Origin of the sequence: Vibrio sp. 10N.247.311.47 (assembly GCF_041467535.1) — a bacterium.
Lineage (GTDB): Bacteria > Pseudomonadota > Gammaproteobacteria > Enterobacterales > Vibrionaceae > Vibrio > Vibrio crassostreae_C.
This window is the reverse complement of sequence record NZ_JBFSUR010000034.1, coordinates 34,808-60,947: the sequence shown is the minus strand read 5'-3', so window position 1 is coordinate 60,947 and position 26,140 is coordinate 34,808. Positions and strand designations below refer to the sequence as shown.

The window sequence follows — 26,140 nt, the reverse complement described above, 5'->3', positions numbered from 1 at the left end:
AGAAAAAGCGATGTATCGAGTTAAACAGTTGCCAGGAGGACAACTAACCTAACCCATCAACCAACTGGACTATGTTTTCATGTAGCCACAAGTAGAAAGGATCTGACTCCCTTTTTTTGTGTTGATAAAGCAAAATCTGCTTGCTATTGAATGATGGGAGCCTCGCATGACTAACTTCAACTAGGTTATGTGTATTATCGATATACAGTTCTGAAGTTGGAAATAGAGCCTCGGTTTGCGCTGCCACAGATGCGACATTTGAGATTATTTCGGAACGAAAGACTTCGTTATAATTCAATCCTCTTTGCACCAACATGTTTTCCATCATCCCCTCTTTTTCATTCCACTCAGCCAACTGTGCAATTGCAAATCGACATTCTGAAAGATATTCAAATTCTACAATCTTCTTCAGATGAATAGGATGGGATTTATTCGCATACAACTTAAAGTGATCTTCGGCCAAATGTTTATGCAATATGGCCTTGCTGCCTATTGGGACGTCGTAATTAATGCCTAACTGAATGTTATCTTTCGCTAAATTATCAAGCGTATTCTGGTTCCATATGTGGCAAGAAAATGTCACGTTCGGCGCATGCTTGGCAAGGAATAGAAACAAGATATGAGGCAATGACTGTCCTAAAAGCGGATTAATGGCCAAAGAAATATGCCCAGCGTGGCTGTACGCGTCGAACTTCTTTACCGGAGTTAATGTTTTCTCTAGCAGCGCAATTAAGTCAGGGAGTGACTCTGCGATTTGATTACACCTGTAGGTAGGTTTCATTCCTTGTGGAGTCGAAACAAAGAGCTCATCATCAAGCTGCTCTCGAAGTTTCCGTAACTTCCGACTCACAGAAGGCTGAGCAAGAAAAAGTCGCTCCGCAGCATGGGTAACATTTTGCTCTTCTATCAAAACATGTAGAACCTTAAGTAGGTTCAAATCGATCTTGTTTAGCGCAGCTTTCAAAGTACCAACCTCACAGGTATAACATATTTGTCATACCTGTGATTCTATATAGTCATTTCATAAATACCAAACTTTTACTTACCATTACCTCAACTTAATAAAACAGAATATGGTATTTAAAAATGAAAAAAACTCTACTTTCTTTATTAGTGGTCACGTCTTTCTCTACGGTTGCAGGAACGTCCACAACCAGCTTTAACAATGAAGATAAATCAATTGAAGACGTCTTTGCTAACATTGACTCTTCTTCGTGGGCGGTAAACCCAGAAGATCATGGTATGACGGTGCATGAGTACATAAACCAAGAAGGCATTTGGTTTGCTGACAATTTTGCTCGCAACTTTAAGTTAGGCTTAAACAACCTTCATCACTTCAAAGAACTGGCGAACAAAGACACTCGTTGGGTTGTATCACCATCCATTGATCACTTGTACTCAATGGGCGTTATCGATACCTCCAAACCATTTACAGTCGTTGTACCTGAGAACGATGGGAAATTGGTTACACTTCACCTTCAAGATATGAACCACACTCAACCATTTTATAAGGTTGGCGCAGGAACTTACGAGTTCACTCCTGAAATGTTCGATACAAAATATGTGCTGATAGGCTTGCGTTTTGCGACAGATGGAACAAAACAAAACGTTAAACGGATTACAGAAGAGCTTCAGCCGAAAGTGAAAATTATCGGTGGTGGTCAAGATCTTGAAGGATTGCCAAAGCCAAACACTGAGGCTATGGAAGCAGTTCGTACTGCATTAATGCCTGAATACGATAAGTTAAATGACACATACGATACAGTTCAATACCGAGCGCAAGATGTGACTGACTGGGAAAAGACTACTTACACAATTGCTGGAGCGTTCGGCCTATCGACAGCTGACACCGCAATGTATGCACCTTACGCACTAGAGAATGCCAAAGGTGAACAATGTTACCAAGCGACATACGAAGCACCTAAATTAGCTAGAGACCTAGGTTATTACTCAATCACTGTCTACGATTCAAAAGGTTATCTCATGTCGAACGAGAATAACATCGTTTCGACCAATCAAGGACTGACGCAAAACGAAGACGGTACATTCACGGTGGTATTCGGTGGTTTAGACTGTAAAAAACATGCGGATGGTAATAACGTAAACTTTGCTTACACCCCTAAAGACAACTGGTCTTTCTTATTACGTGTCTATCAACCTAACGTTGAATCAATGAAGGTATACACCCTGCCCGAGATTGAAAAGATCTAAGTGCTTAACTATTGCTATGTATCAGAAGTTAACGTAACCAGTATGACTTAAAAAAAAGCGCCTCAGGCGCTTTCATTTTATACATCTCGAACCCAAACATCATTAACATGTTGCTTAAGTAAATCAATCACGCTTTGGTGAATAAAAACCAAACCATAATCTTCTTCTAGTTTGAAGATCAGCCTTTCTTCTAGTGGAATATTCTCAAACTTAGAAAAATCAAACTCCGTTGACTCAATGTCTAACCAGTTCAACTTGCCGTATTGTTTTTCTTTATCCGTCAATTTATAAGTTTGATGGATATAAGGCACTCGATAGTCTTCGTAAACTTTAATTTGATCATCTGTTGGTTGGCTTGGAGAACAATCCACGCGCGCGTCTAACCACTCTACTCCGTGTATGACCAGTTTCTCCACTTTTGATGCAACATCGCTGATGATAAATAGCTTTGGAGAAAACGTCATTTCAAGCAGTAAATCAGGCTCTACTGGCACTATTGGCTTGGGGCTTTGTTGGAATGGGAAGTTAGTTAACGCCTGCTTCGTTAAAATAACATAATTTTCTTTCATAATTTATTTCCTAAACTTAGTGAAGCGGCTTATCGTTGAAAACTAACTGGTCTTAAAAATTTATACGGTGCCAGCAAACGCTTCCATTTTAACCTTAAAAATGATTAAATATCTTATAAACCACCATAGGAAATAAATCATGATTAAAGTAAAGTGTTTTAAATTCGAAGTTGAGTACAAAATAATAAAATCTCATATACAAGACTATTTTTTAGATGAACAGTATCTTGATCTTAAACTAACAGATGAACAGGTTGTTACTCCTTACGTTAAGCTCACTCCAAACCAGTCAGACATACCTAAATTCGACTTAATTGACATGATTGATGGTTATATTACAGAGCACTTTAATGTCATTAGTTGTGCTGTCAGCGAATTTGAAGATTATTTAATCATAAATAGTATATTCACCTTAGAGTTTGATCAAAATAGTACTATAACGTTAAAAGAAAACATAATTACAATGCAACAAGATGATGGAATTTATGAGTATTATATAACTCCTTCATTTAGCAACGCTGACTCTCCATCGCTGACTAAACCTAGCTTGTTAGATATCAAAAACTCATCTATGAAAACCAATGAAAGCATAGAAAACATGACTATGTAAGTTAATTCAAACACACGCTATTTACCACTAGGTCATTGCTTTTAAGGAGAACAGATACAATCTCCTTATCCATCAAGATAGAATAATCATCATCAATGAAGAATATCCTATCCTTTTCGCTTATTCGGTTTGACAAGATAGTTATACTTTGTAATGAGAATGCATCGCCTTCTCTATAAAATATTGAATTCTCATTATCTATACAATTTATTATGGAGTGAACCTTCATATAAAAGTAGTTCTCAACAACTCTTTTCCTATCCTTAATTAATATAGGTGTAATTGATAGATTATAAATATCTAAAGAGGCCAGAATTCTGGCACTTTCATCATTAACAATAAAACCATCAGCATAACGATAGATGCTTTTCATCTTGTAATCATTTATCTCAGAAGTAGAATAGATAACCAACTTGTTATTATATGAAGTAATTTCATCGTACACTAGTTGAAAAGTTCTTTGATCGGACTCTTGAAAATGGAAATCACTTGTAATGTAGTTTTCTGTAACTTCAAATAACTCTTTAACCATAGATTTCGTACGCCGTTTTTAGTCTAGTTCCAGTCATGGCCAATTGTTTTATAGTGTGAGGAGAGACGTAAAAATTATGGTTTCTCTCACTATTACATTTCTCCCTTCCACAACCTAATCCATCGTCCAAAAAGTCCGCACCATTCTTATTTAACTTGATGCTACCGGCTGTAATATCATTAGAAATTGTTTTTGATAAATTATCTATTGCATCAACTATTTCTTGACATTTATAATCTTTGCATTTTTTCATTATTTTCTTAATTTCCTTTCTAACCTTGCCACTGACTAAAAAGTGATATCCCCCAGCAATATCTGTACCTCTATTTTTTTCTTCTATTTTTTTTACATTTTCTTTAGGAATTAGAGCATCGACTGTACCCCATTCTCGGTGATTACCAATATGATAAGGAACTCTCAACTCGCAAGCCATTGCTTCTATTTGTGCAGGTAGCAACAGTATATTCTTCGGATGATTAACATTATATAGAGATCTGCTTAATATCTTCTTGTAATTTTTATTTATATAGTTTAGAGATGATATAGAAACTATATGATGGGGAGCCAAGACTTTTACAGACAAATCTTTGTTTGTAGAGTTGGTAATCCATGGGTGAGAATGAATTGAATTTCCAAACATTTCACAAATAGGAGCCCAGTTTTCACTAAACGACCTAAATCCCACAGCCTTTTTAGGATGTCGACTAAGATTACTTATCGTCAGTTTATTCCATTTACCCATAATATTTATGCCTTTATTAATTTATGTCCGATACACTGTGTTTTAAGTTTTCCTATTTCCTTATTACATATTTTACATCGGCCAGAGTTTTTATCTTTTTCTTCATTCGCCTTTGCAGAGTTCTTTCCTGACTGAGCAGACTCACCTGTGTTGTGTTTTACTTTTGCTGGATAGGTTTTCTCGCCCTTATCTAAGATTCGAGCAAAAAGTTTTTCAAACTCGCCCATCGCTTCTTTTAATTTGTCTGGCACCATCTTATCGATGATTTTCACTTCGTCGACCAATTTTAAGAAGTATTCTGCTAGTTCATCCGCACCCATTCTGTTGGCGTATGAAGCCAACTCGGTGGCCACTTCAATACAGGGTTTTAGAACATCCGATACAATGTTGCTAGCCTGTTTGGCGTAATCAACCCATTTTAGGGTACGTAAGAACTTTTCCGGGTCACCTTTACCCATCCCACGCAGTACCGCAAGTAATGTGTCTTTTGATGTACCCTTCCCGCCTTTCAAAGCGACTTTACATGTACCTTTAACTGCACTACCAAACGTTGGAATACAGCCAATCAAAGTCAAAGACAGTGCCAACCAATTTTCTGGCTTATCTCGTTCTTCTTCACTTAATAGTGTCATGATATTTGCTGAAAGGTCTCGTACATCTGCTGCTTGGTCTACGACGGGGATCATTGTCAGCGCTGTGTTTGCAATGATTTGCTCTACCGATGCATCATCATTAAAGTCACCTAAAATTACTCCCCAGACCCAGCTGGCAGCGCCAGACATTCTCTTCCAGGAGTTTTCCCAAAAACCAACCTCGCCTCGCTTTGCTTCTTCAATAATTAATTGAGCATTCGCATTTGGGTTGAAATTAGGGTTAGTTTTAGTTGGGATGTTTGGCATGAATTCGCGACTATCTTCACCATAGTCAATGTTAAATTCACCAGGTGCAACCCCACTCACCGAAGCTTTGCCTACATTATCTAATGTACCTTCAAAGGAAGCGCCGGTTTGATCAATCAGTTTATATGTAGCCCCTTGAACAGGTTCTCCATCAGAATAAGAAAGAAACAGGTCTACCGTATACGTCCCTTCTTGCTCTTCTGTCACAGAAACCGAAGGGTTTTGAGCACCGCCTAAACACATGGTGTTGGCTTTATTCATGGTCATTTGATCAGAAAGGCGGCATACACCGACACCTTCGAACTTAACGGTAGGAGAAGCTGATATGAATTCGGCCTCGGCTTCAATAGTGCCAGAAGCTACGCCCTTTTTATCACCACCGGCATCACCAGTACTGGCGCTGAATTTACTGCCTTTAATAGCAATGCTGTTACCGCCATCCATAGAGACAGTCGTGGTGCCTCCCGCTAAATCGGCAGACTTTGCATTGTTACCATAAGGGATAGGAACAACAGGTTTGCCGACTGTTGTTAAACAAACATCAGGGAGTGTTGCGTTCGCTTCTCCTCCTGAGCCTTGATGAACTACGCTGAGTCCATTCGCACAAACTGTTACGCCCATAGTAAATCCAATTAAATTCCAATAGATGTATGATAAAAGAGATCGCAGGCTGCAATCTCTCTAAGTACGCAGTGAAAATGAAGGATGAGACTGTTACTTCGAGTCTATTTTTAAAAACGGACAGAAGATCTCACAATTAAATCTAATGCTATTGATAAACATCCAGTAACTGCTGAAATTTTAGGTCAATGACCAAGTAAGTCGCGGCATACATAACACCAAAGATCACAGTACTGACGCCAATAATCAACTTAGGGGAAATAACGCGTTTGAGCGGTTTCTTTAAATACTTCGCCTTTAAGTTAACTAACGTTACTTTTTCCTGTTCGGCTAAACGCTCGTCTCGGACTAAGCGATAAATTGTGTTTCCTATCTCTGAAAGCTTTTCGTTACCACGCTCTTCTCGGCCGTACTTGCCTTTGAACCCAAGTTGAAGCAATAAATAAAGGAATTCGATAACGTGTCTGTATTTTCGTGGATCAGCTTTCAAGCGCTCTAAAATAGTAAAAAACTTATCGCCACCCGATGTTTCGTTATGGAACTCCGACAATAAGCTATTGGTACTCCAATGGCTGTTTGCCCCCCACTCTTGCCTACACACAGATTCATCTATTGCAGCACATAAGCAATAGCGTATGACTAATATTGATGCCCGATCCAACTCCATTTCATTGAGCTTTCGTTCACCTTTGCGAATTTCTCGCGCAACTTGTTCTCTAAAAGGGCCAGGATCGTCCAACCAAGGAATCGAAGACATACATGAGAGACTGGCTATTAACCAGGTAAACTGATCGACCAACGGGTTAACCCCCATGCTCTCGACGTTTAGGTCTCTTACCGCAATATTTCTAGATAAATCAGGTGCAGGCATAACCTCCATTGGTTTGCCTGGTTCTGGTTGAAATAGTACTACGGTGACGTCGTTTTCGGCGTAACTCATAAACGTACAGCCCAAAGCTGTAGTGATAAGTTCGCGAAGTCGCCAGCAATATGGACAGCGATTGCTGCCGTGTTATTCAATGCATTCCATTCGTCACTCGCTTTATCAAGCTCAAAATAGGTATAGCCAGCATGATAAGGCAACGCTCTAGGTACGACTGGCATTGGTTTCATTTCAATGCCCGGCAATTGTAAGTTGATTAGATCGCGAATATTGTCGATCGAACCAATCTTAGTTTGGCTCACAAATTGTGTATGTAAAATATCAAGCGGTACGTCTGCTTTAACAGCAAGAATAAACGTCGTAGATTCGACAATTTTACTGTCTGGAATTGCTGCAGTTCGAATTCCATAGCTTTGCTCTCTCAATGTTAAAGGTATTGCACGTTGTTCTGACATAACACTTAATGTCATTTTCGCGCTATCAAGCGTACGAGATAAACAATCGGTCAGTTGGCTATGGTTGTATTTTGTAAACTCTTGTGGTCTACGAGATGCGGAACACAGTGTAGATAATTCACCTTCCGCTTGTAACAGGATCCGATAAAATGACTCTGGGTGAACGCCTTCAACACTTGCAAAATGCCAGAACAACGGCTCATAACGATTCAAAGCTTGTAACAACATAAAATCAGCAACAGATGACACGCCCTGTTGGTCAACCACGCCTAAACGCTGAACAATCGATTCGGCTCTGTGTTTAAGCATTGACGCGAATTCCGTCGCGAACTTGCTCAAAACTGTAGATGCGTGAATATCAATGCACGTCGGAATATAGTTGTCATCCAGAATGATGCTTCCGTCTGGCTTCACTTCCGAAATTTTCAAAATGGGAATTGATGTATATGCGCTCTTATCTTCATGATCGTACATTAAGAAAAAGTTAAGCTTACCCACCACAATACTTGCCATATCTTCTGATTCATAACATGCATCTACGGCTTCTTGGGTTTCCATGTTATAGCGAGCACCGTCTCCATTTCCGCCAAAGAGTTCAGATCGTTCTGATGGCAGTGGACAGCATAAATACACCACTTTATCCGCAATAGAAGGGTCAACATCTCTTACTTCTGGAAGCTCAGCAAGAAGCGGTAAATCAAATGGAGTACGGTCTTGTAAGATACCTTCTGCTCGTGTGATCCCGATTTTGCCAAGTGCCAGTAGCTCAGTGTTAATCTCAATTTTTTTCACTCCCCAGTGTAAGGGAGAGCTATTAGAGCTAAGCATGTTAGATAACTTGCCTTGAGACCTATCGAGTTGCTGAAAGTGTTGAGGCTTCATGAACATACCATCTTGCCAAACAACTGGGTTATATAAAGACATTCGTCAGTTCCTTAAAAATACGTCTGTTCAATACCGCGAGTATTGTTCGAAGATAATTCACTACCCTCTACTTTTAATCTCAGAAAGTACTCACTTTTTTCTTCGATCACTTCAACCTTCCGCCAAGACGAGCCATTGATATCGCGGAATGCGACAGAAAAACCCAATGCTCTAGTTGTTGGGTCTAACTCTAGAATCTCGTGCAACTTGTCTCCTGGTTGCAGCTGATATTCGTACCGTTTAATGTATTCATCCCCCAAGGAGGCCTTATCATTTTCGAACAAAGCGAAGAAGTCCAAACTACGGAACATAACTGGAGACGTTAATTCGTGAACTCTCAGAATTACTGGGGACGATTGACCTTGGTCACGAACATTGAGGTGTTCTGAAGCTTCGATAACAAGTTCAATCGAAGAAGTCTCAGGAGTTATCCCTGAGGACTCTTTGAACTGCTCCCACATAGAACAACCTGATAATAGAAACAAGGTAATGGGGATTATAAGTTTACGCATGATCAGCTTTTGCAACCTTACTGTATCTGTCTTTCATCAACGCTTTAAATGTCGACTCATTGAATTGTCGAGTATTCTGCTCATAATGTTCGCTGTACTTTTGCCATAGCTTTGACTTACTAAGGAAGCGCGTTTCCTGGCTTAAAGTGTTTGCAAACTGCTGAGGATCATTCACTTTTAGTTGCTCCAATACCAAATCGTTAATTGCCTTCGCATATAAGGTATCGTGCTCGCTAAGTTCATCCAGTATCTGTTCAATTAGCTCATTTGGAGCCAATAGATTTTGACTATTTAGCGTTAACATCAATGTAGTTAGGCTAAGATCATTGTGAGCAAAGGAGCTTTCGTCAGTAAGCTCTTCAACACTCTGTAAATCTTTGTACAAATTATCGATACACAATCGCAAACAAGCGCCCATTTGTTTAAAAAATAAAGCGTCATGTTTCGTGTCAGACTCTAAATCAACACCCAGTCCTTCAAAGAATGCATGTGTTACATTTTCATGTTCGTAAGAAGTTTCACTCAATGCGGTATTACTCTGAGTTCTACTCTCACTTTCAACAGGCTGCTCTTGTGGTTCGGTATGAGGGACAAACTCTTGTGTCACCTCTTCCCACTTGTGGCTTTGTATATTTGCGGAATTAGGGATAATAGTAACAGGCGGTACTTTTGTCGGTTTACGCTTGGGAACATCTGAACTGCCGGTAAGCGTATCTGACTTAAAATCGGTACCTTCAATGTTTGTTGGTTTTAAACGGTTCGGTATCTTAGTTTGATCATCAGCGATGTCTTGAGCATTCAGGTTCGCCTGCTGTTCTTCTTCCATCCCCATCCAATCTTCAGGAATCAGACTAGGGAGGTCGAACTCAGAATGGATGCTTAAACTGTCATCAACAACTTGCCTTTGTGGTTCTATCGATGACTTCATAAGATTTTTTTTGTTACTTTCGTCTCGGACCAAATAATCATCATCTCTCTGCATTGAGAATTTTAAGTGCTCGACGGGATCATGAGTATCTACTCCATCAGGTTTCGTTTCCATGAAGAGATCTTCAAGCGCGCCTGTCTCTGCTTCTTCCTCAACAACGGATTCTTCCAAGTTCATTAAAGGGTCTGTTGAATCTCTTTCTGGCGCTATTTCAGAAGCTATGTCGTATGAAGTCGTTACCAACTCAAGAGAAATACTCACTTCATATTGTCCGAGAGAAACTCTGTCACCATCGCACAACGAAACTGGTTGATTCTTTAGGATCTTATTACCATTAACCAATGTGCCATTTGTACTCACATCACTAATGTAATAAGTGTCTCCATATATACTCAATAGACAGTGCGTACCAGATATGAATCGGTTGTGATCCGTTAAAGTCACTGTACAACCTGCTTCTCGCCCTAGAGATCCACCTTCTTCAGGCATCTCGATACTTTTAGCTCCAACATATTCTTCAGGGCACTTCGAGATCACCAAAACCAATTGATTTATACGCATGAATAGCCTTTAAAACAGAAGAGAAACACTAAACTCGACACCACCTAGACCTTCGTTATAAAAAGGTAAGATGTATGAAGCTTGCGGGATTATTTGTAAATGAGCGTCTGGGTTACTTCCTAACTTGATCACACTACCAAAAGTCACAACAGCGCCAGCTTCAAATTGATCGATATCTTCAAGTTGTTCGCCGTAACGAAAGCCTTGGTCGTCAACTTTCCAACGGTTTGAGTATTGCGAGTAACCTAAAGACAAGCCTGCACCTATATAAGGTGTGAACACCGACCAGCTACCTAAAGCATACTGAGGCACAATACGAAATTCGTAATTGGTTACCTCGTTATAAACGCCATTCTTTGGAGCTTCGATATCATCTTCTGCTAAATAATTGAACCCTAACCACCAACGCCATCGGTTGTTACTTTCATCAATTGGACGTGTATGGACGAACCCGTAACGTAGAGCATCTACTTGTCCACTCGGCCCTTCATCATATTCTATAGTGTCTATGCTCAGCATATTTACTGAACCACCATATCTTTCACCCTTCGCGATTGCGATGGACGAAAAAAGACACATTGTGGATATTAGACCGATTTGACTTAGGTTTCGCATGCTTCCCTCTGAGTTCATCCATATATTAACTAGATGCGCAAGATAGCAAGTATTATGTCTTTTACAATAAGGAGACGGTCACACCCGCCATTTACGACATTATAACTAGCAAAAAAAACGATATATCTACAAGAAAATGCATTACGAATAATTACAAATAAAATTCATTTATAAAATCAAAACTATCAATAATTGAAAAATCAAACGACCAACAACCATCCAAAGAAAGAAGGTTGTTCAATACAAGAAAATTAGCATTTACAAAATTCAAAAAACCTAAAATGCCACTTTTTTATCTTTAACCTATGGCATAATCATTTAAAGCATTTTTCTAATTTAGTGTTAGTTAATATTTATGCAATCATTGACAAGAGTAATTATTAATCAATAAAGCACCACACGTAGGAATAGTTAGATTCATATTATTTCTCCCCAAAAAGACCATAAATGTGACCTTCATCACTGAAATTTTATAAAGCCTAGTCGTAAATTGTTACATTTTTTGATCTTTTTGTGAATAACGTCACATAGTGCTAAAATTAAGAATGTCGCAGTTCGGAGTTGAATTCGGGAATATAAATAAAAAACAAGCGAGGCTAAATTTATTAGTTATCGCTAAATTTCGATTTCGTTATATATACAGTTGGATATCAAGATTATGTTCTCCTCAGATTTCACAAGACGGCCTATTGACGAAGAAAAGCCTAGCGGAACTAACCCAAACGCATTAGATGATTTTACAGAGATAAAACGTCAAATTAATAACCTTAATAAGGTGACAGGGAGAGTCTCTTGGAAAAAGGTTCAGTCTCTTTCAAAAACGATACTTTCGAAAAACAGCAAAGATTTCCGTTGTAGTTGCTACTTTACTGTCGCAGCAACACATAATGATGGCTTAAAAGGTTTAGCTGAAGGACTCAGTTCTATTCTGGACTTATGCGTCGTTTATTGGTTTACCGCATATCCAGAAGTTACAAAATCAAACGCAAGGATTGGGGCGATAGACTGGATGGTTGAACACACAGAAAAACGAATAAAGTCGATTAAAACAAACCCCGACGACGTACTGCTGATCGAAACTTGCCATCGCTTATGTATGAGAATTGAAGAAGAACTAAGACTACATTACGGTATAAAAGCACCTTCATTGGGTGGGGTACGTCGAATCTTAAAGCAATGGGTTGATGAACATAAAGAGACCGAAGCAAACCTGCGCGAAGCAGAGAATCAACGAAAGTACCGAGCTCCAGAAGAAAATAAACAACCAACACCAGTGGCTCAACCATCAACCATTAAAATTGATGTGTCAAATAAGCAATCTGCAACAACATCGAAAGTCGACGATAAAACACCCTCTAAGTATTTAGTCGTCTACCTGTTAGCCGGATTTCTTGCTTTAGCATTGTCCTCTCACTTCTTTTATAAGCAATACCAACTAAAAGATCTGACTAAACAAATCATCACATCTGATATCTCACAACTTAATGAAATAGCACATTCATTAAGATATGAATATGCTCCTATTTCTCAAGATGTTAGACCTAATGTCGTAAACCAATTAGACACACTAATGAAAGGTTGGGTTGCCGATCCAATCAAAGTGTATCAGATCGATATTTTAGACCGATTGACGCTTGATTTGACCAAGCTGTATCCGGACTCGTCTTCTATTCTACGATTACGCCAAGAGTTCACCAATGAACAAGAAAAGTTAAACACAGATTACGCCCAACTTCACCGACGCTTTTCTAACGCCAGGACTGTATTTGCGAATGTAATTAGAGGAAGTGAAAGTAAAAAGACAGCACGAGCTTATGAGTACAGTAACTCTCTTTTTCCATTGATTGGCCGCATTGAATATGCAGAAAAAGAACAACAACAAAAAGAACTACAGAAATCTCTTCGGATACTGAACGTCTATTTACACAAAATAAAAACCTTAGAATCAGATCTGTCAGCAAATAAACCGTAAAACTCATAAAACCGTCTTAAGACTCGGTATTACAACAAACTCAAAACAACGAAATAGGCTTATGTTAAAACACAAACTAATGAGGAACCCTGTTGTTATATCAACGGCCATTTTCCTCTTTCTTGCTGCTACGATCGCTGCAATCTATATCCTTTGGCTAGATATAACAGACAAGTTTTACCTATGGATTGCTTTAGGTGCTATAACAATTTTCTATTCGTTGTTTCAGGTAACGTTGTGGCTAAAAAAGAAAAACAACACTAAAGCCCTAAAGCTGGAAACAGAAGAAGAAGCATTAGCCATGGTCATCCGTCCGCTTCTTTCTGGTTCCAATAAAAAGCCAATCTATTTAATGATTGGCAATAAATACGCGGGTCGAACTCAGTTTCTACTTAACTCCAGTGCAATCAAGCCAATGGATCAGACTCGTACTGCAAAGAATGATTTTTTCGAATGGTATGAGTCAGACTCCGCCGTGTATATCAAACCGGATCAACGCCTATTGTTTCAAGAAGTATCAAGTAACGATAGCGCTCTGTGGAACACATTTGTAGATGAGGTCATTAAACACAAGCCTAGAAAGCCATTTTCTGGTTGCTTGTTTTTTATCGATTTTGAATTTCTAATTGTCTCTGAAACCGAACAAATCGATTACACGTTAACCGCGCTTAACCATCGATTAGAATCAGTAAGTGAAAAAACAGCTTCAGCGATCCCTTTATATTTAATGATGTCTAAGCTCGACAAGCTAGAAGGATTTAAGGAATACATACACTTTAGTTCTTTAAAGACCTCGGTTGAATTTCTATCAATTCCATTAAAGGAAGCTAAAGGTGTATTTGTTGAGTACTACCATGATAGCTTCCGTAATTTAGTAAAAGTAATGGAGAGCAATGCGTTAGATTCGTCGTCTCACTCTAATGAAGTTAACGAGAAGCAAGCCATATTAGCATTCCCTAAACAATTCGAATTGTGTCAGTCTGAAATTGCTTCTGTGATAGAACGACTTTCAGAACTCAATACTGGGTCTTACTCTCTTGATATCCGTGAAGTGTTTTTTATATCGAATATCCAAGGTGGTAGAAAATACAACCTATTAGCTAAGAGTTGCAGCAACTACTTTAACTTGCCTATCATTGCGTCGGAACATACTCAGTTAACAGAAACGCCCTATTTTACGCGTTTCTTAATGGACTCTCAGATCCTGCCTGAATCTGATTTCGCAGGTGAAAACAAGACTTACCTTAGGATGATCCAGAGGCAGAGCCGTCTAGCCGTTGCAGCTTCCATTATTTTACTAGGTAGTGGTGCTTACCTGTTTTCAACGACTTTAGATGACAACCTGAGAGTGATTAGTCAGCTTATTGGTATAGATGATTCACAATCGTCTTACCCAAAAGGCAATTCTTTTGAAAGTTCTCTTTCAAGTGCGATCCAAACTGTACAACCATCTTATCAAGCATGGCTTAGTGGCTCACAAGCGCTAGATAATGAACTTGTGAATATGAATGTAAGTCGTCTCGATGAAAGTACGAAAATCGCTTATAACGCCCTCATAATGCAAATTAGAAACCACTTAATGCCAGTAATTGAGCAAGGTTATCGTTTGCAACTAACACAAAATCAAGACAACGTTAATAATGCACTGCCTTTACTAAAAGGTTACTTAATGTTGAATGATCCTACAAAACGCGAGATAAAATTTCTACGTCAGCAAACGATGTCAACGCTCCAAAAACTCAGTGATCAACCAGACACGATCACGACAGTGATGAAATATTTGGACGCATATTTCCGCACTGATTTTGAACCTGTATCGATCAACATGAATATGGTGCGTGCGACAAGACGTTCTCTACTCTCTAGTTCAAATGTAGATCTTGTGTACACCAGCTTGTTACAACAAGCAGGTGACATTGATTTAGGCACTTTGAATTTACAGCGAGCAGTCGGTTTCGACTTTAATAATGTCTTCAACGACAACTTGGATCCTCAACGATTAGAAATCGATAAAGTTTACACATCTACAGGCTTCAGTACGTTTTACCGCCCTCGCGTCGATTTAATGTCGCAACAAGTCATCACCGACAACTGGGTATTGGGTTTGTCAAACCACGTAATCCCAACAGACAAAGAACAAGAGACATTCAAGAAGCAAGTAAGAAAAAAATATACGGATGACTACATCAGTTATTGGCGAAATGCTTTAAGCGAACTAAAAGTAAAGCGTTATAACAATATAGGGGAGATTACTAACGCCATTGATCTGATCTCTGGTCCCTCTTCTCCTATGACAACCGTTCTAAAACAAGTTTATACAAACACTCAGTTTTCCCCGGTTGGACAACAGAATGCATTAATGGCCCAGGTTAACCCTAAACTTGCTGGTGCCGTAAATGCAGCACCAGAACTCGTTGAAGAACTTGTTCAACCTGACTACTTGTTGATGAAAAGAGTTGAACAAGCTTTCCACATCTTGAATCAATTACAAATTAACGAAACCCCTAACTCCCCTACACCATGGGATGAAACGATAACTGCACTGAGCAGAGTTCGTACGTATATGAAAGATATAGCAGACGCACCGGCCCCTCAAATGGCAGCGTTGTCTGCAGCACAACACCGGATGAGTAGTACGGATGCCGATCCTCTGATTCGTTTAAAACAAATTGCACAAAAATCTCCTGAGCCAGTAAGAAGTTGGCTTTTAGACGTAGTTAACCAGAGCTGGTCCGTGATGATTTCTGAATCATCAAAAGGAATACAGACTCTTTGGTATAGTGAAATCTATTCTAAGTTCAAAGAGTTAGGTTTAGGAAGGTACCCTTTTGATCTAAGTGCAACAGAAGAAATTTCGATCGAAGACTTTGAGCTGCTTTTCGCATCGGGAGGCTTGCTTGATGCATTTATCGATAGAAATTTCGCTCCTTTTTATGACACAAACCTATGGACGCCAAAACAAGTAGAAGGTGAAATTATGCCTCTCTCACCAGAACTGCTTGTTCAGTTACGAAATTACAATGTCATCAGAGATACACTAATCAACAAGAGTACAAACCGTTTGTACCTTCCATTTAGTGCGAAGGTACTTGATCTTGATTCTAGTGCGATCAGAGCAAGCTTAAAAATAGCGGACTCAAATATCAACTATTACCATGGTCCCAGCAGAATTCGCGAACTTGAGTGGCCTCCTCAAAATGGAGATTTCAATATCAGTATAACAATTCAAGATGTAACAGACGAAGGTAAACAACATGTACTGAGCAAGAATGGTCAATGGGCTATCTATCGGTTATTTGGTGACTCAACGTTAACAAATACCCATAACGGTAGCTTCGTGAGTGATATAAAAGTATCAGGCAGAGATCTGAGCTTGCGAATCACTCCTTTGACTCAGAAAAACCCGTTTACGTTAGCGGAGCTGTATAACTTCACTCTACCCGAAGCCATATAGTAAAAATACAAATACAAATACAAATACAAATACAAATACAAATACAATAATAATTCAGAAAAGGCAGAACACATGATGTCCAACATTAGTTTACAAGGCTTAGACAAACTAGATCGTAAAATTCTTTCGAATCTACTCTCCAATGGGCGAGAATCGATTGCTAATCTTTCTCGCAACATCGGCTTGTCGCGAACAGCAGTCGCTGAACGCATCAACAGACTTGAAAAAACCGGTATTATCAAAGGGTATACGGCACAAATAAGAGTAGAAAATGACGGGAGAAAAGCGGCAAGTTATTTGCTAATTTCTTGTGAAAAAGGTAAGAAAAATGATGTAAGTAATGCATTAAAAGAACTACCTGAAGTCAGACTTACAAGCATTGTTGGGGGTACCTACGACATTATTTCTTTGATTGAAGCTCCTGATCTGCAATCAATACACCATTTATGTAATGAGATAGAGTCTTTCAATGGCATTCGCTCTCTCAATACAACAGTAGTGCTACACCAGCCAATCAGTCGTTAAAAATAAAGCCGCTCTTATGAGCGGCTTTTTTAAATGCCTCCAATTACTCTAATCTTCGCATCTTTCGTACCTGCTTGACCCAACCAAAAAGTTTGCCCCAAACTCGTCCCATCACCTTGACCGAGTTGGTTCTTTGGAACTGAGTCTAAATCAACGGTTAGCTTTAAATCCCAAGACATGGGGTCACGAAGAATAAAACGCATCAACCCCACTAAAGTTTTATGGAAATCTCCTCCATAGGAGAACTTTCGGAACGTCTCGAAATCAATGTTATCAATACAAAGATTAAACTTACCGTTTAGATCTGGGATGCTCTTACCTAAATGTAAATTTGAACCCAAAATACAATTCGTTCTATTTAATTGATTCCTTTGGCATTCGGCAATTTTTACTCTTCGAAAGACCCACTCTTCGATTCGAACACTTGGTAATGAAAAATAGTGCGCAACAATGCCAGAAATCAGTTTCGGAGAGCGTGTCCTGGTAGATAGCTGATTGACGTAAGACAAAATCTTTGCACGATCAAGCCCGATCGTATCAGACTCTTGAATAACATTAGACAACCCTGCTAGGTGCAGCATACGCCCAGAAAAGTCATCTGTTGCATCGCTTTGATACTGAACATGATAACGGTACTTTTTCCAAACACGATAGATTAAACTGGTATATCTATTATGAAAGAAATCAAAGAAGTCTCTAACTGGATTATCATCATCATCTCTACCTACTAATTTTTCTGTATAGTTCGCGGGCAAAGGTGAACTTGAACCGTGTAATCCTAAAAAGTTAGTTTCAATTCTCGAATAGTGCTCACCAGACCTTTCCATATGACTGATGAATTCCATATCACTTTTGGGGAAACAGAGGTTTGGTGAGACACTAAACGCAATTCTCTCTTGATAAAAATATTTGTTTTCACCAACCGCTACAAAATCACTGCCCGGTAATAGTTGGTAGTGCTTCTCTAACAACAAAACTGCTTGAAAAAAGCTAAATTCGTTTATTTTTTCTGATAATTCATCAATCATAAGATTGTTTGCTGTCCAGTTAAACTTGCCCATTGGTAGCTTTCGCCACTGCGTTCATCGTAGACTTCTAACTCTGTAAATGAGTTAACACTTGAATATAAGCGTATGAACTCATTCAATACATTTGCCATCAAAAACATGTCCCCTTCATTGACAAAAAAACTAGAGTTCATCTTAAGCTTAAATTGATTACCACGAACGGATACCCCTCTAAACACTCTATCGATAGGTTTCATTTCTGATGAGATAATGCCGTCAAGCCTGTGCAACGAAGCCCTATGAGCCTGCCTATCCACTCTAGAATGGAAGTCATATGTAGACAGTAAAACCTTGAGTACATCAATATTAGAGAGCGATAGATAATTCAATGACATATTAGCAATCAGTTGCCATTGGAGTTCGCCATTCACTTGCGGGCTAACAGATTGCGTAGGTTTAGTAATATTACTAAACGTGGCGTAAGTTGGAGATTTATGTGTGGTATATATGATGTCTCCTACAGACAATCTTTCAGACAAATCTGCATTACTGCACAATAACTTCATCAAAACCGTTTCGGTTCCTAGGTCTGCAATATCCCCATTGTGGGTATGAAAAGATATATAACGCTCAAGCCCTCTTCCACTCACTCGCTCTGAAACTTTTGACTTGTAGAAATCACGTTTATCTCTTTGATTTATTTGGTGTTCAAAGGACTCAAATTCAATAAGAGATTTTCGTCGCCTTTCATTTTTGCTCCAACTTTCTACTTGGTTTATTGAATAAACTTCGTAGTGATCCTGGTTGTCACTCTGTGGCCGAACTTTATACTCATTTCGGCGATGTTCAAGCCGAATTGGATCACCATCTTTTTCGAATAGGTTCACAGCTGGCGTGCAATGTAACCTTAAGTGCTTATCTTTCAGGACAACTTCGGCAGGTAATGCTCTCTTAAAATGGAATTTAAGGTTCACGGTACTTCTTTGTGGTATCCCTTTTAGCCAATCGAGACCCGTAATATCAAAAAACATAAATTTGTCTGGTAAAGAAAAATATTCTTGCAACAAACGATAACCTGCAAATGAATTGTCGCTATATGGCAGTATCGCTTCGTCGTCTTGGTACCCAACCGGTTTAACAAATTCAGGTCCAAGTTTACGTTTATACCCACCGCCCACGTCTAACTCGACGTAGTCTAAGTATCTAAATATCCATAAGAAAAGAATTCTAGTTATATGGATCTCACCATGTAAATGAAACCTTAATTTATCTAACCCGATACGAGATAACTCTAGCCCATGTTCAGTCGCAAGTGTCACATCAACAGATGAGCTTGTTCGACTGTTGCTTTGGTCAATGCTTGTGATTTTTAAGGGGAAAAGCTCTACGTCATAGCAGGTTCTGAATAAACATTGCGTACCTTCCACTTGTTCACTAGCCATCTCAGCCCCGCGCTTTACCACTGTTTTTTCAGTGACACTTCCCGAGTGTGGCGTTAGTTCGCTAATGCATAACGAAGGAATCGAGCGCATGTAATGTGGCCACAACAGCGTCATTAACGACTGAGTGAGCTCTGGGAGTTCATCATCAATCTTTTCTCTAATACGGCCAGTAAGAAACGCAAAACCTTCAAGAAGACGTTCTACATCAGGATCGAATGTTCCTTCAGACAAAAAGTTGGTCAGTTTTGGATTGTACTTGGCAAATTCGCTGCCGGATTCTCGTAGATATGTGAGTTCATCTTGAAAGTATTTACTGTTACTCAATGGGCACCTACTAAACGTTAAATTGGCCGTCAGTTCCCATATAGACATCGATAGACATCGGAACTTTTCCACCGTTGTGTAAGACTTCTCCGCATATGCCAAAGCCTAATTGAAGAGGGTTGTTGTGATTTTCTCGGTAATGTACTTCAACACTTCGTAGCCGAGGTTCGAAGCTTTCTATTGTGGAAGTGATGTTCTTTTGGATGTGACGAACTAAATTGGTGTTGTTCGATAGAACATCATTGAAATCAGGTAAGCCATATTCCCGATCGATCATTGAATTACCCGCATGAGTATTAAGCAAATCAGCAAGGTGCAGATGAATGGATTCAATTAAATGCCTATGTGAAACCACTTTTTCATAACAATTTTTCGGCTCACCAAGTTCAATTCGTTCTAATAATCGGTAACCTTTTTCCATATAACACTCTAAGAAAAAAAGCAGCCAGTAAACCTGGCCGCTTATTTATTTCCAAACTTATTATTGGTCTAGCTTACCAACCAAAGATAAGTCAAAGCTCGCGCCCATGTACTTGAAGTGAGGACGAACAGACATCGATACTTTATACCAACCTGGGTCACCCTCAACGTCAGACACTTCGACTTTAGCCGCTCGTAACGGTCGACGACCACGAACTTCTGCTGGCGGGTTCTCTTGGTCAGATACGTATTGACGGATCCATTTATTTAGCTCAACTTCCAAATCGGTACGCTCTTTCCAAGAACCAATTTGCTCACGTTGAAGTACTTTAATGTAATGAGCTAAGCGGTTAATAATGAACATGTAAGGTAGCTGAGTACCCAACTTGTAGTTCATCTCAGCTTGCTTGCCTTCAGGTGTATTCGCAAACACTTTTGGTTTTTGAACTGAGTTTGCCGAGAAGAACGCTGCGTTATCAGAACCTTTACGCATTGTTAAAGCCATAAAGCCTTCTTCTGCAAGTTCATACTCACGGCGGTCAGAAACCAGAATTTCGGTTGGGATCTTAGTTTCGATCTGACCCATCGCTTCAAAGTTATAAACCGGTAAATCGGTTACCGCACCACCACTTTGCGGGCCAATAATGTTTGGACACCAGCGATATTTTGCAAACGACTCACTGATCTTTGAAGCCATAGCATAAGCTGAGTTACCCCAAAGGTAATTGTCATGGCTGTCCGTAACCATTTCATCGTAGTCAAACGCCTTAATTGGGTTGTCTTCAACTGAGTATGGCGTACGCAGCATAAAACGTGATGTACACAGCCCAACATAACGTGCGTCTTCGTGCTCACGGAATCCGCGCCACTTAGTATACTGAGGACCTTCAAATACCGACTTTAAGTCTTTTAAGTTTGGTAATTCTTCATAAGAATCTAAACCAAAGAATTGAGAAGATGCAGAAGTAATAAATGGTGCATGAGACATAGCACCTACATTACCCATATATTCCATTAGTTTAATATCAGGCGAAGACGCAGATAGTTGGTAATCACAAATAACGGCACCTACAGGCTTACCACCAAATTGACCGTATTCACGAGTATAAATCTGCTTATATAAACCTGATTTCACTACTTCAGGAGCATCTTCAAAATCATCCAGAACTTCGTCTTTCTTAGCCGAAATAAGTTCGATTTGAATGTTTTCACGGAAGTCCGTGTGATCAACAAGATATTTAAGACCACGCCATGTTGATTCAATCGCTTGAACTTCTTCGTTGTGAAGAATTGCATCAACCTGTTTAGACAACTTTTGATCAATCTCAGAGATCATCAAATCAACTAAAGACTGGTCTACTTTTTCTACTGTTGAGCTGCTTAATAACTCACCAATGAATGCTTCAACGCCACGCTTTGCAACGTCAAAACCCTCATCACTAGGTTTAATGCGAGTCTCATTTAAAATGCTATCCAGAAGAGAGCCTGACTCAACTAGAGCTGCTTCTTGTTCTGGTGCTTGTGCTTCTGCCGACATGATCTTCCTTACTCTGCTTTTTCGCCTTGGTCTGCACCAATGCTTAGTTCATCCAAAAGTTTCTTTCTTGCTTCTTCATCTTGAAGAACTGCTGCAATCTTCTTACGGAAAGCAGGTACATTCCCTAGAGGGCCTTTCAATGCAACCAAGGCTTCACGAAGTTCTAGTAAACCATTCAGCTCAGGAACGCTCTTCGCAATCGACTCTGGAGTAAAGTCCTTCATATTTTTGAATGTAATATCAACGCCAATTTGCGCACCTTCTTCATCAGAAAGACGGTTTTCAACATTTGCTTTGATATTCGGTGCGTAACCTTCTAATACTTCGTTAAAGTTATCTTTATCGATATTAATCGGATTACGCTCTTCGATCGGAGTTTCATCTGCACGAGCAGTGAAGTCACCGACAACCATCATACTTAGGGGCAGTTCAACATCATCAGACGCATCGCCTGTTGCTGGAACATAACGTATATTAATTCGCTCTTTCGGAGCCACCGAGCCATCACGTGACATAATTAGTCCTTTCTAGTTTATTGCTGGTCATAAATTGTTTCCCATTCGCTATATCTCACAGGTAAAAAATCCTTAGTTCGATATAGTTCCTTTAGAGTTTTTTGAATTAGATTTTCTAAAGAAAAAAACAAATGGGGTTCCCAAATTGATAGATTTAGTTCCTTAGCCACCGCCCAACTTTGTTCCAAGTAAGGCAAGCACAAAGGGTATAAACCAACACTTTGGTAGGCTTTCACTAACTTTAAGTGCAACATGAATTGTCCACGACCGGAGTTATCCAACTCGAGTTTGTTTGACAGTTCAGCCACATATTTACCCAAGTCACCTAGGGCAATATCCTCCATCTCAGATAGATCATCTTCAGCTACAACAATAGTTTGAATTATTGACGACTTACCCGAAGGACAAGCGTTACCTGTAGACAACCAAGTAATCGTTGCTTCATCCGCAAATGGAATAGAATTTTTGAAAGAGAGGTTCTCAATTCCCTCAAAAGAATCGACAAATCTCTTTGTTTCTTGCTTTACAGCCAACGCAGCTTCGTCATACCCAAGATTGTCTAACATTGAATAAACGAAATAATGCCCAGTCAGCCAAAATGGCGCATCAGTAAGTGTTCGCTCTAAACGCTTGATCGTATCGATATCACTTTCTTGATTTGCTTTATCTCGATATTCCGCCTGCTGGTCTGATGACACAGCGAGGCTAAGAGGCGTTAGATTGTCTTTGTGATCAGGTAAACCATCAACGTCGGCCCATGTCAGGTGACGGTAAATCCGATATCCTAAAGGTTCAGTCGGATTTGAATGCACCATGATCTCAGACACTTTTTTTAACGTACGCTTTGATGCAGCCGGAGATGAAAAATCTGTGTCAACGTCTACAGTGCTGTGCTCTCGAGGTTTACTTCGTTTCTGATTAGGCGTGGTGTGCGTCTTCGGACTGTCAGCTTCGTGGCTTTGTGGAACGATCGCTTTCTCGGACAGTGCAACAACATCAATGAGCGGTTCGGAATCAGCCAAACTGTGTTCAACCAACGTTTCTTCATTTAAAGATGCGTTCTGCATTAGTTGATTCAAATGACTTTTTAATTCGAAAAAGTCTACATCAGAGTCTTGAAATATCTCGTCAAACTGACGCTGGATACCTTCAGTTAGTGTGATACATCGAGATAGAACTTCCCAGTCAAGGGATTCTGCAGACAATTTAGTCGCGACGAGTTTGAATTGATGATTGAGCCACTCAACAGCCCCATCTCTACCTCTTTTACGTTTAGGGTATAACTCATGACCAAAACGACTGATTGAGTCATTGAGCAAAGATAATCCTTCCTCAAGCCCTATCTCGCCTTTGTCCTCTACCAAAGAACGGATCAGATAACAAAGCGCTTTAAGATCCTTACTATGCTGACTTAGCACTTCAATCGAATGGACTTTTACTATATGCCAGTCAACAGTCTCACCAAATAATGAACCAAATTTTTTCACTTCGGCTTCCATCATTTCATAGCAAAACTCGTACCTAGCATCCTCACCAGTTGGTGAGTGTTCAGATATTGGTGCTAATAGCGTTTCAGTATCGATCAGACTCAAGTTAACCTCTGCTTTCAGAATTGTAATTTCTAATTGCTCGCTCGATTGCTATAGCACCTCGCGCTGGTTTAGATAGTTGATGACTTTTGTCTATAGAATCACTTGCCATGCTATTAAGAATTTCCGTTATTTCGCTGAATTTCTTAGGGGCATTAGTCTCTAGATCAGCTAACGAGTCGTGAAGTTTCTGTCGACCAAATACTGATTGTTCAGTTACAGTACTGAACAAAATAAATTCGCTTCTTGCTACTTTTAGAGCTCTTACTTTAGCTTTCAATTTTGGCGTGTTACCAAAAAATGATTGCGCAGCTTCTGCCTCAAGAATTGCTTTGGTGTAATAATGCTGCTTTGCATTTTTCTCTATCGAGGCATCTATTCCGCTGAGCACTTTGCGTGGTAATACATGACTATAAAAATAGGCTCTTGACTGGTTTACTTTCCAAGCAGTTTCAATATCACTGTCTGCAACATCTGATTTCCCATCTAAGATGAGTTCGACTAAACGCTGTTCTTGATTCCCACCAAAGGCGGCAATATTTTGTGAATTGATGGTCGCCTTATTCAGACTTGCCATCGTTTCCGTCAGCGCTTTATCTGCATAAGGAAATAGAGAGCCGTCACTGTTCAGTTTTTCTCGCAAAACAACGAGATCATGCCGGATCGACATCAGAGTTTTAGGAAGTAGATCGACCGCCCCTTCATATTCATTCAAGTCCGATTCATAGTTTTTATACAACTTAGCTAATTTGCTCTGTTGGACTTCATAAGCTTCTCGGTAAGGAGCTGTCGAGACGACATCTTTTTCCATATCTTGTAACGCGAATTCAATATCCCATGGAGACTGTGCTAAAAAAGACGCGGTTTGTGCAGGTTTAATAGTGCTCACAAGGCTACTCGAACTGTTGGTCGATTTAACAATCGATTTCCATTCAGGCTGACCTTGGTTATATAAATATGTACCAGTGATAATCACGACACACAGAACCAAACTCGCTTCTAAGTATCGAAGCCGACCACTTTGAATTCTGTCAATAGTTCGATGTTTGGTTAGAACGAGATCAGCATTCCGTAAACTACTAAATAAGGGAGCACTTACATCAGCACCAAATTTTTGGGTATCGATCTTGGCTAGTTGCTGCGCAAACGAAGTCGCTGTATACCTGTGCTGTCGAGGGTTGTTGACAACATCTTTAATTAACTTCCATACATGGTTAGGGATTAAACCTGGTCGTTTTTTTGCTTGTAATTGAGTTGTCCAAGCATCGCCAAATGCAGCTCCAAGAAATAGATGCCCAGTTAATAACGCCAATGAATAGACGTCATCTTGAGGTTGAGCCACGCCAGACTTTATAAACGCAGGAGACGCATAGCTCATGCTTGCTTCAGCGTAAGTATTAGATTCACCAACATAACGAGCAGCACCAAAGTCGATCAACTTTACATAATCGGACTCTGTAACAATAATGTTTGAAGGTTTAATATCTAAATGGCAGACACCTCTCGTGTGCATAAACTCAAGCGCACCAGACAATTGATATATCAGCCACGCAATATGGTCATGCCTAAAACCTTTAGGAGTATGACGAGCCATTTTTTCAGCCAAAGATTCGCCCTGAATCCACTGATACATAAAGTATGGTCGATCGAACTCTTTGCCTATTTTAATGAAATCAGCAACACTCGGATGTTGAGACATCTCAAGACGACTGGCTTCATTAATGATTAATTCATTCGCAAGTTCAGATGAACCTTCATTTAGAACCTTACAGCAAACCTGTTTTTCAGGGTTCCCTTTCTTGGCCAGGTGATAAACAGTCGTTTTGCCATTTTTTGAAGGTAATGTATCTAACACGTCAAATTGGGAGAAAATCACATACTCTAGCTTGGGCTTATTTTTATTAGCCATATTCTGAGCTTGCTGATTTTTCTTTTCGATCGCTTTCACAACCAACTTATCTAGATAACCTTTGGCTGTCCCTTGCTTTTCTGGCACGCTAAACTCTTTATCAAACGAAATAAATTAATGCTAGATAATAATTACTGTCCAATACCCTTTTCAATAGCAGTATTTAAAACCATCGGTAAGACTATTAATTCAGTTATTATTACTAAACAACCGAACATTACGACAAACGCTTTAACTAACTATTTTTGGCTAAAAATTAGGGTACTTATCCACGTAAATAACGAACTAAACATACATTGTTAACTGAGTCACATTTTTAGTTCATTCTAATAAAAACGAATTGTTCGTTTATCTGAGTAATGTTCAGAAATAATATTGATTATC

22 protein-coding genes are annotated in these 26,140 nt (G+C 39.5%); 5 read left to right on the top strand and 17 right to left on the bottom strand.

Annotated features, from left to right (window positions below; genetic code table 11):
• Positions 1–43 precede the first annotated feature (43 nt).
• Positions 44–964, bottom strand: a complete 921-nt coding sequence (locus AB6E51_RS19675; RefSeq protein ID WP_372058359.1) for a LysR family transcriptional regulator — start codon at positions 962–964, stop codon at positions 44–46.
• A gap of 122 nt (positions 965–1,086) precedes the next feature.
• Between AB6E51_RS19675 and AB6E51_RS19670 the strand changes: the two genes are divergently transcribed.
• Complete coding sequence (locus AB6E51_RS19670; protein WP_372058360.1) at positions 1,087–2,211, top strand: DUF1254 domain-containing protein; 1,125 nt, start codon at positions 1,087–1,089, stop codon at positions 2,209–2,211.
• A 77-nt stretch (positions 2,212–2,288) separates the two neighbouring features.
• Here AB6E51_RS19670 and AB6E51_RS19665 read toward each other — a convergent pair whose 3' ends face one another.
• A complete protein-coding gene (locus tag AB6E51_RS19665; protein ID WP_372058361.1) occupies positions 2,289–2,780 on the bottom strand; it encodes a hypothetical protein in 492 nt (163 codons plus the stop codon).
• A gap of 139 nt (positions 2,781–2,919) precedes the next feature.
• Between AB6E51_RS19665 and AB6E51_RS19660 the strand changes: the two genes are divergently transcribed.
• The gene (locus tag AB6E51_RS19660; RefSeq protein WP_372058363.1) at positions 2,920–3,390 is read left to right on the top strand and encodes a hypothetical protein; all 471 of its coding nucleotides are present in this window, start codon (positions 2,920–2,922) and stop codon (positions 3,388–3,390) included.
• Position 3,391: 1 nt separating this feature from the next.
• On the opposite strand, the gene AB6E51_RS19655 is transcribed toward AB6E51_RS19660, so the two are convergent.
• The 8 genes from AB6E51_RS19655 to AB6E51_RS19620 all read right to left on the bottom strand — a co-directional run bounded on the left by AB6E51_RS19655 (position 3,392) and on the right by AB6E51_RS19620 (position 11,062).
• Positions 3,392–3,922 (bottom strand): hypothetical protein, encoded by a 531-nt coding sequence (locus tag AB6E51_RS19655; protein ID WP_372058364.1) that lies wholly within the window; start codon positions 3,920–3,922, stop codon positions 3,392–3,394.
• Positions 3,915–4,664 carry an AHH domain-containing protein gene (locus AB6E51_RS19650; RefSeq protein WP_372058365.1) on the bottom strand — a complete coding sequence of 250 codons (750 nt, stop codon included), beginning with the start codon at positions 4,662–4,664 and terminating at the stop codon, positions 3,915–3,917. Before AB6E51_RS19650 ends, AB6E51_RS19655 begins: the two co-directional genes overlap by 8 nt.
• Positions 4,665–4,669: 5 nt before the next feature.
• Positions 4,670–6,184 carry a PAAR-like domain-containing protein gene (locus tag AB6E51_RS19645; RefSeq protein WP_372058366.1) on the bottom strand — a complete coding sequence of 505 codons (1,515 nt, stop codon included), beginning with the start codon at positions 6,182–6,184 and terminating at the stop codon, positions 4,670–4,672.
• A gap of 148 nt (positions 6,185–6,332) precedes the next feature.
• The gene (icmH, locus tag AB6E51_RS19640; protein WP_017062571.1) at positions 6,333–7,124 is read right to left on the bottom strand and encodes a type IVB secretion system protein IcmH/DotU; all 792 of its coding nucleotides are present in this window, start codon (positions 7,122–7,124) and stop codon (positions 6,333–6,335) included.
• Entirely contained in the window at positions 7,121–8,446 is a 1,326-nt protein-coding gene (tssK, locus tag AB6E51_RS19635; RefSeq protein WP_017062572.1) for a type VI secretion system baseplate subunit TssK, read from the bottom strand. Before tssK ends, icmH begins: the two co-directional genes overlap by 4 nt.
• An 11-nt stretch (positions 8,447–8,457) precedes the next feature.
• Complete coding sequence (gene tssJ / locus AB6E51_RS19630) at positions 8,458–8,958, bottom strand: type VI secretion system lipoprotein TssJ (protein ID WP_372058368.1); 501 nt, start codon at positions 8,956–8,958, stop codon at positions 8,458–8,460.
• Complete coding sequence (locus AB6E51_RS19625; RefSeq protein ID WP_372058369.1) at positions 8,951–10,447, bottom strand: FHA domain-containing protein; 1,497 nt, start codon at positions 10,445–10,447, stop codon at positions 8,951–8,953. The genes tssJ and AB6E51_RS19625 overlap by 8 nt, the downstream gene beginning before the upstream one ends.
• Positions 10,448–10,456: 9 nt before the next feature.
• Positions 10,457–11,062 carry a hypothetical protein gene (locus tag AB6E51_RS19620; protein WP_102333587.1) on the bottom strand — a complete coding sequence of 202 codons (606 nt, stop codon included), beginning with the start codon at positions 11,060–11,062 and terminating at the stop codon, positions 10,457–10,459.
• A 658-nt stretch (positions 11,063–11,720) separates the two neighbouring features.
• Here AB6E51_RS19620 and AB6E51_RS19615 point away from each other — a divergent pair.
• The 3 genes from AB6E51_RS19615 to AB6E51_RS19605 all read left to right on the top strand — a co-directional run bounded on the left by AB6E51_RS19615 (position 11,721) and on the right by AB6E51_RS19605 (position 17,013).
• The gene (locus AB6E51_RS19615; protein ID WP_102333586.1) at positions 11,721–13,034 is read left to right on the top strand and encodes a type VI secretion system ImpA family N-terminal domain-containing protein; all 1,314 of its coding nucleotides are present in this window, start codon (positions 11,721–11,723) and stop codon (positions 13,032–13,034) included.
• A 61-nt stretch (positions 13,035–13,095) separates the two neighbouring features.
• The gene (gene tssM / locus AB6E51_RS19610) at positions 13,096–16,488 is read left to right on the top strand and encodes a type VI secretion system membrane subunit TssM (RefSeq protein ID WP_372058371.1); all 3,393 of its coding nucleotides are present in this window, start codon (positions 13,096–13,098) and stop codon (positions 16,486–16,488) included.
• Between the two features lie 72 nt (positions 16,489–16,560).
• Positions 16,561–17,013, top strand: coding sequence for an Lrp/AsnC family transcriptional regulator (locus AB6E51_RS19605; RefSeq protein WP_017062578.1), 453 nt, complete (start codon positions 16,561–16,563; stop codon positions 17,011–17,013).
• A gap of 29 nt (positions 17,014–17,042) precedes the next feature.
• Here the strand turns inward: AB6E51_RS19605 and tssG are convergent, their stop codons facing one another.
• From tssG to AB6E51_RS19570, 7 genes are read right to left on the bottom strand one after another with little or no spacing between them, the layout of a single operon-like run.
• Positions 17,043–18,041 (bottom strand): type VI secretion system baseplate subunit TssG, encoded by a 999-nt coding sequence (gene tssG, locus AB6E51_RS19600; protein ID WP_029235222.1) that lies wholly within the window; start codon positions 18,039–18,041, stop codon positions 17,043–17,045.
• On the bottom strand, positions 18,038–19,786 hold the full coding sequence (tssF, locus tag AB6E51_RS19595; RefSeq protein ID WP_017064523.1) for a type VI secretion system baseplate subunit TssF: 1,749 nt from the start codon (positions 19,784–19,786) through the stop codon (positions 18,038–18,040). The genes tssG and tssF overlap by 4 nt, the downstream gene beginning before the upstream one ends.
• A gap of 10 nt (positions 19,787–19,796) precedes the next feature.
• Positions 19,797–20,207, bottom strand: a complete 411-nt coding sequence (tssE, locus tag AB6E51_RS19590; protein ID WP_017064522.1) for a type VI secretion system baseplate subunit TssE — start codon at positions 20,205–20,207, stop codon at positions 19,797–19,799.
• 60 nt (positions 20,208–20,267) lie between these two features.
• Positions 20,268–21,743, bottom strand: coding sequence for a type VI secretion system contractile sheath large subunit (gene tssC / locus AB6E51_RS19585; RefSeq protein ID WP_017067544.1), 1,476 nt, complete (start codon positions 21,741–21,743; stop codon positions 20,268–20,270).
• 8 nt (positions 21,744–21,751) lie between these two features.
• The gene (gene tssB, locus AB6E51_RS19580; protein ID WP_017064520.1) at positions 21,752–22,258 is read right to left on the bottom strand and encodes a type VI secretion system contractile sheath small subunit; all 507 of its coding nucleotides are present in this window, start codon (positions 22,256–22,258) and stop codon (positions 21,752–21,754) included.
• Positions 22,259–22,275: 17 nt separating this feature from the next.
• Positions 22,276–23,850, bottom strand: a complete 1,575-nt coding sequence (gene tssA, locus AB6E51_RS19575) for a type VI secretion system protein TssA (RefSeq protein WP_029235906.1) — start codon at positions 23,848–23,850, stop codon at positions 22,276–22,278.
• Position 23,851: 1 nt separating this feature from the next.
• Entirely contained in the window at positions 23,852–25,843 is a 1,992-nt protein-coding gene (locus AB6E51_RS19570; RefSeq protein WP_371722020.1) for a serine/threonine protein kinase, read from the bottom strand.
• Positions 25,844–26,140: the final 297 nt, after the last annotated feature.

Excerpts from the sequence above, each read along its gene's own strand:
- AB6E51_RS19615 (WP_102333586.1), top strand. The coding sequence starts at position 11,721 with ATGTTCTCCTCAGATTTCACAAGACGGCCTATTGACGAAGAAAAGCCT.
- AB6E51_RS19655 (WP_372058364.1), bottom strand. The coding sequence starts at position 3,922 with ATGGTTAAAGAGTTATTTGAAGTTACAGAAAACTACATTACAAGTGAT.
- tssJ (WP_372058368.1), bottom strand. The coding sequence starts at position 8,958 with ATGCGTAAACTTATAATCCCCATTACCTTGTTTCTATTATCAGGTTGT.
- tssK (WP_017062572.1), bottom strand. The coding sequence starts at position 8,446 with ATGTCTTTATATAACCCAGTTGTTTGGCAAGATGGTATGTTCATGAAG.
- AB6E51_RS19645 (WP_372058366.1), bottom strand. The coding sequence starts at position 6,184 with ATGGGCGTAACAGTTTGTGCGAATGGACTCAGCGTAGTTCATCAAGGC.
- tssB (WP_017064520.1), bottom strand. The coding sequence starts at position 22,258 with ATGTCACGTGATGGCTCGGTGGCTCCGAAAGAGCGAATTAATATACGT.
- tssE (WP_017064522.1), bottom strand. The coding sequence starts at position 20,207 with ATGGAAAAAGGTTACCGATTATTAGAACGAATTGAACTTGGTGAGCCG.
- tssG (WP_029235222.1), bottom strand. The coding sequence starts at position 18,041 with ATGATTGATGAATTATCAGAAAAAATAAACGAATTTAGCTTTTTTCAA.
- AB6E51_RS19650 (WP_372058365.1), bottom strand. The coding sequence starts at position 4,664 with ATGGGTAAATGGAATAAACTGACGATAAGTAATCTTAGTCGACATCCT.
- tssM (WP_372058371.1), top strand. The coding sequence starts at position 13,096 with ATGTTAAAACACAAACTAATGAGGAACCCTGTTGTTATATCAACGGCC.
- icmH (WP_017062571.1), bottom strand. The coding sequence starts at position 7,124 with ATGAGTTACGCCGAAAACGACGTCACCGTAGTACTATTTCAACCAGAA.
- AB6E51_RS19625 (WP_372058369.1), bottom strand. The coding sequence starts at position 10,447 with ATGCGTATAAATCAATTGGTTTTGGTGATCTCGAAGTGCCCTGAAGAA.
- AB6E51_RS19670 (WP_372058360.1), top strand. The coding sequence starts at position 1,087 with ATGAAAAAAACTCTACTTTCTTTATTAGTGGTCACGTCTTTCTCTACG.
- AB6E51_RS19620 (WP_102333587.1), bottom strand. The coding sequence starts at position 11,062 with ATGCGAAACCTAAGTCAAATCGGTCTAATATCCACAATGTGTCTTTTT.
- AB6E51_RS19665 (WP_372058361.1), bottom strand. The coding sequence starts at position 2,780 with ATGAAAGAAAATTATGTTATTTTAACGAAGCAGGCGTTAACTAACTTC.
- AB6E51_RS19605 (WP_017062578.1), top strand. The coding sequence starts at position 16,561 with ATGATGTCCAACATTAGTTTACAAGGCTTAGACAAACTAGATCGTAAA.
- AB6E51_RS19660 (WP_372058363.1), top strand. The coding sequence starts at position 2,920 with ATGATTAAAGTAAAGTGTTTTAAATTCGAAGTTGAGTACAAAATAATA.
- tssC (WP_017067544.1), bottom strand. The coding sequence starts at position 21,743 with ATGTCGGCAGAAGCACAAGCACCAGAACAAGAAGCAGCTCTAGTTGAG.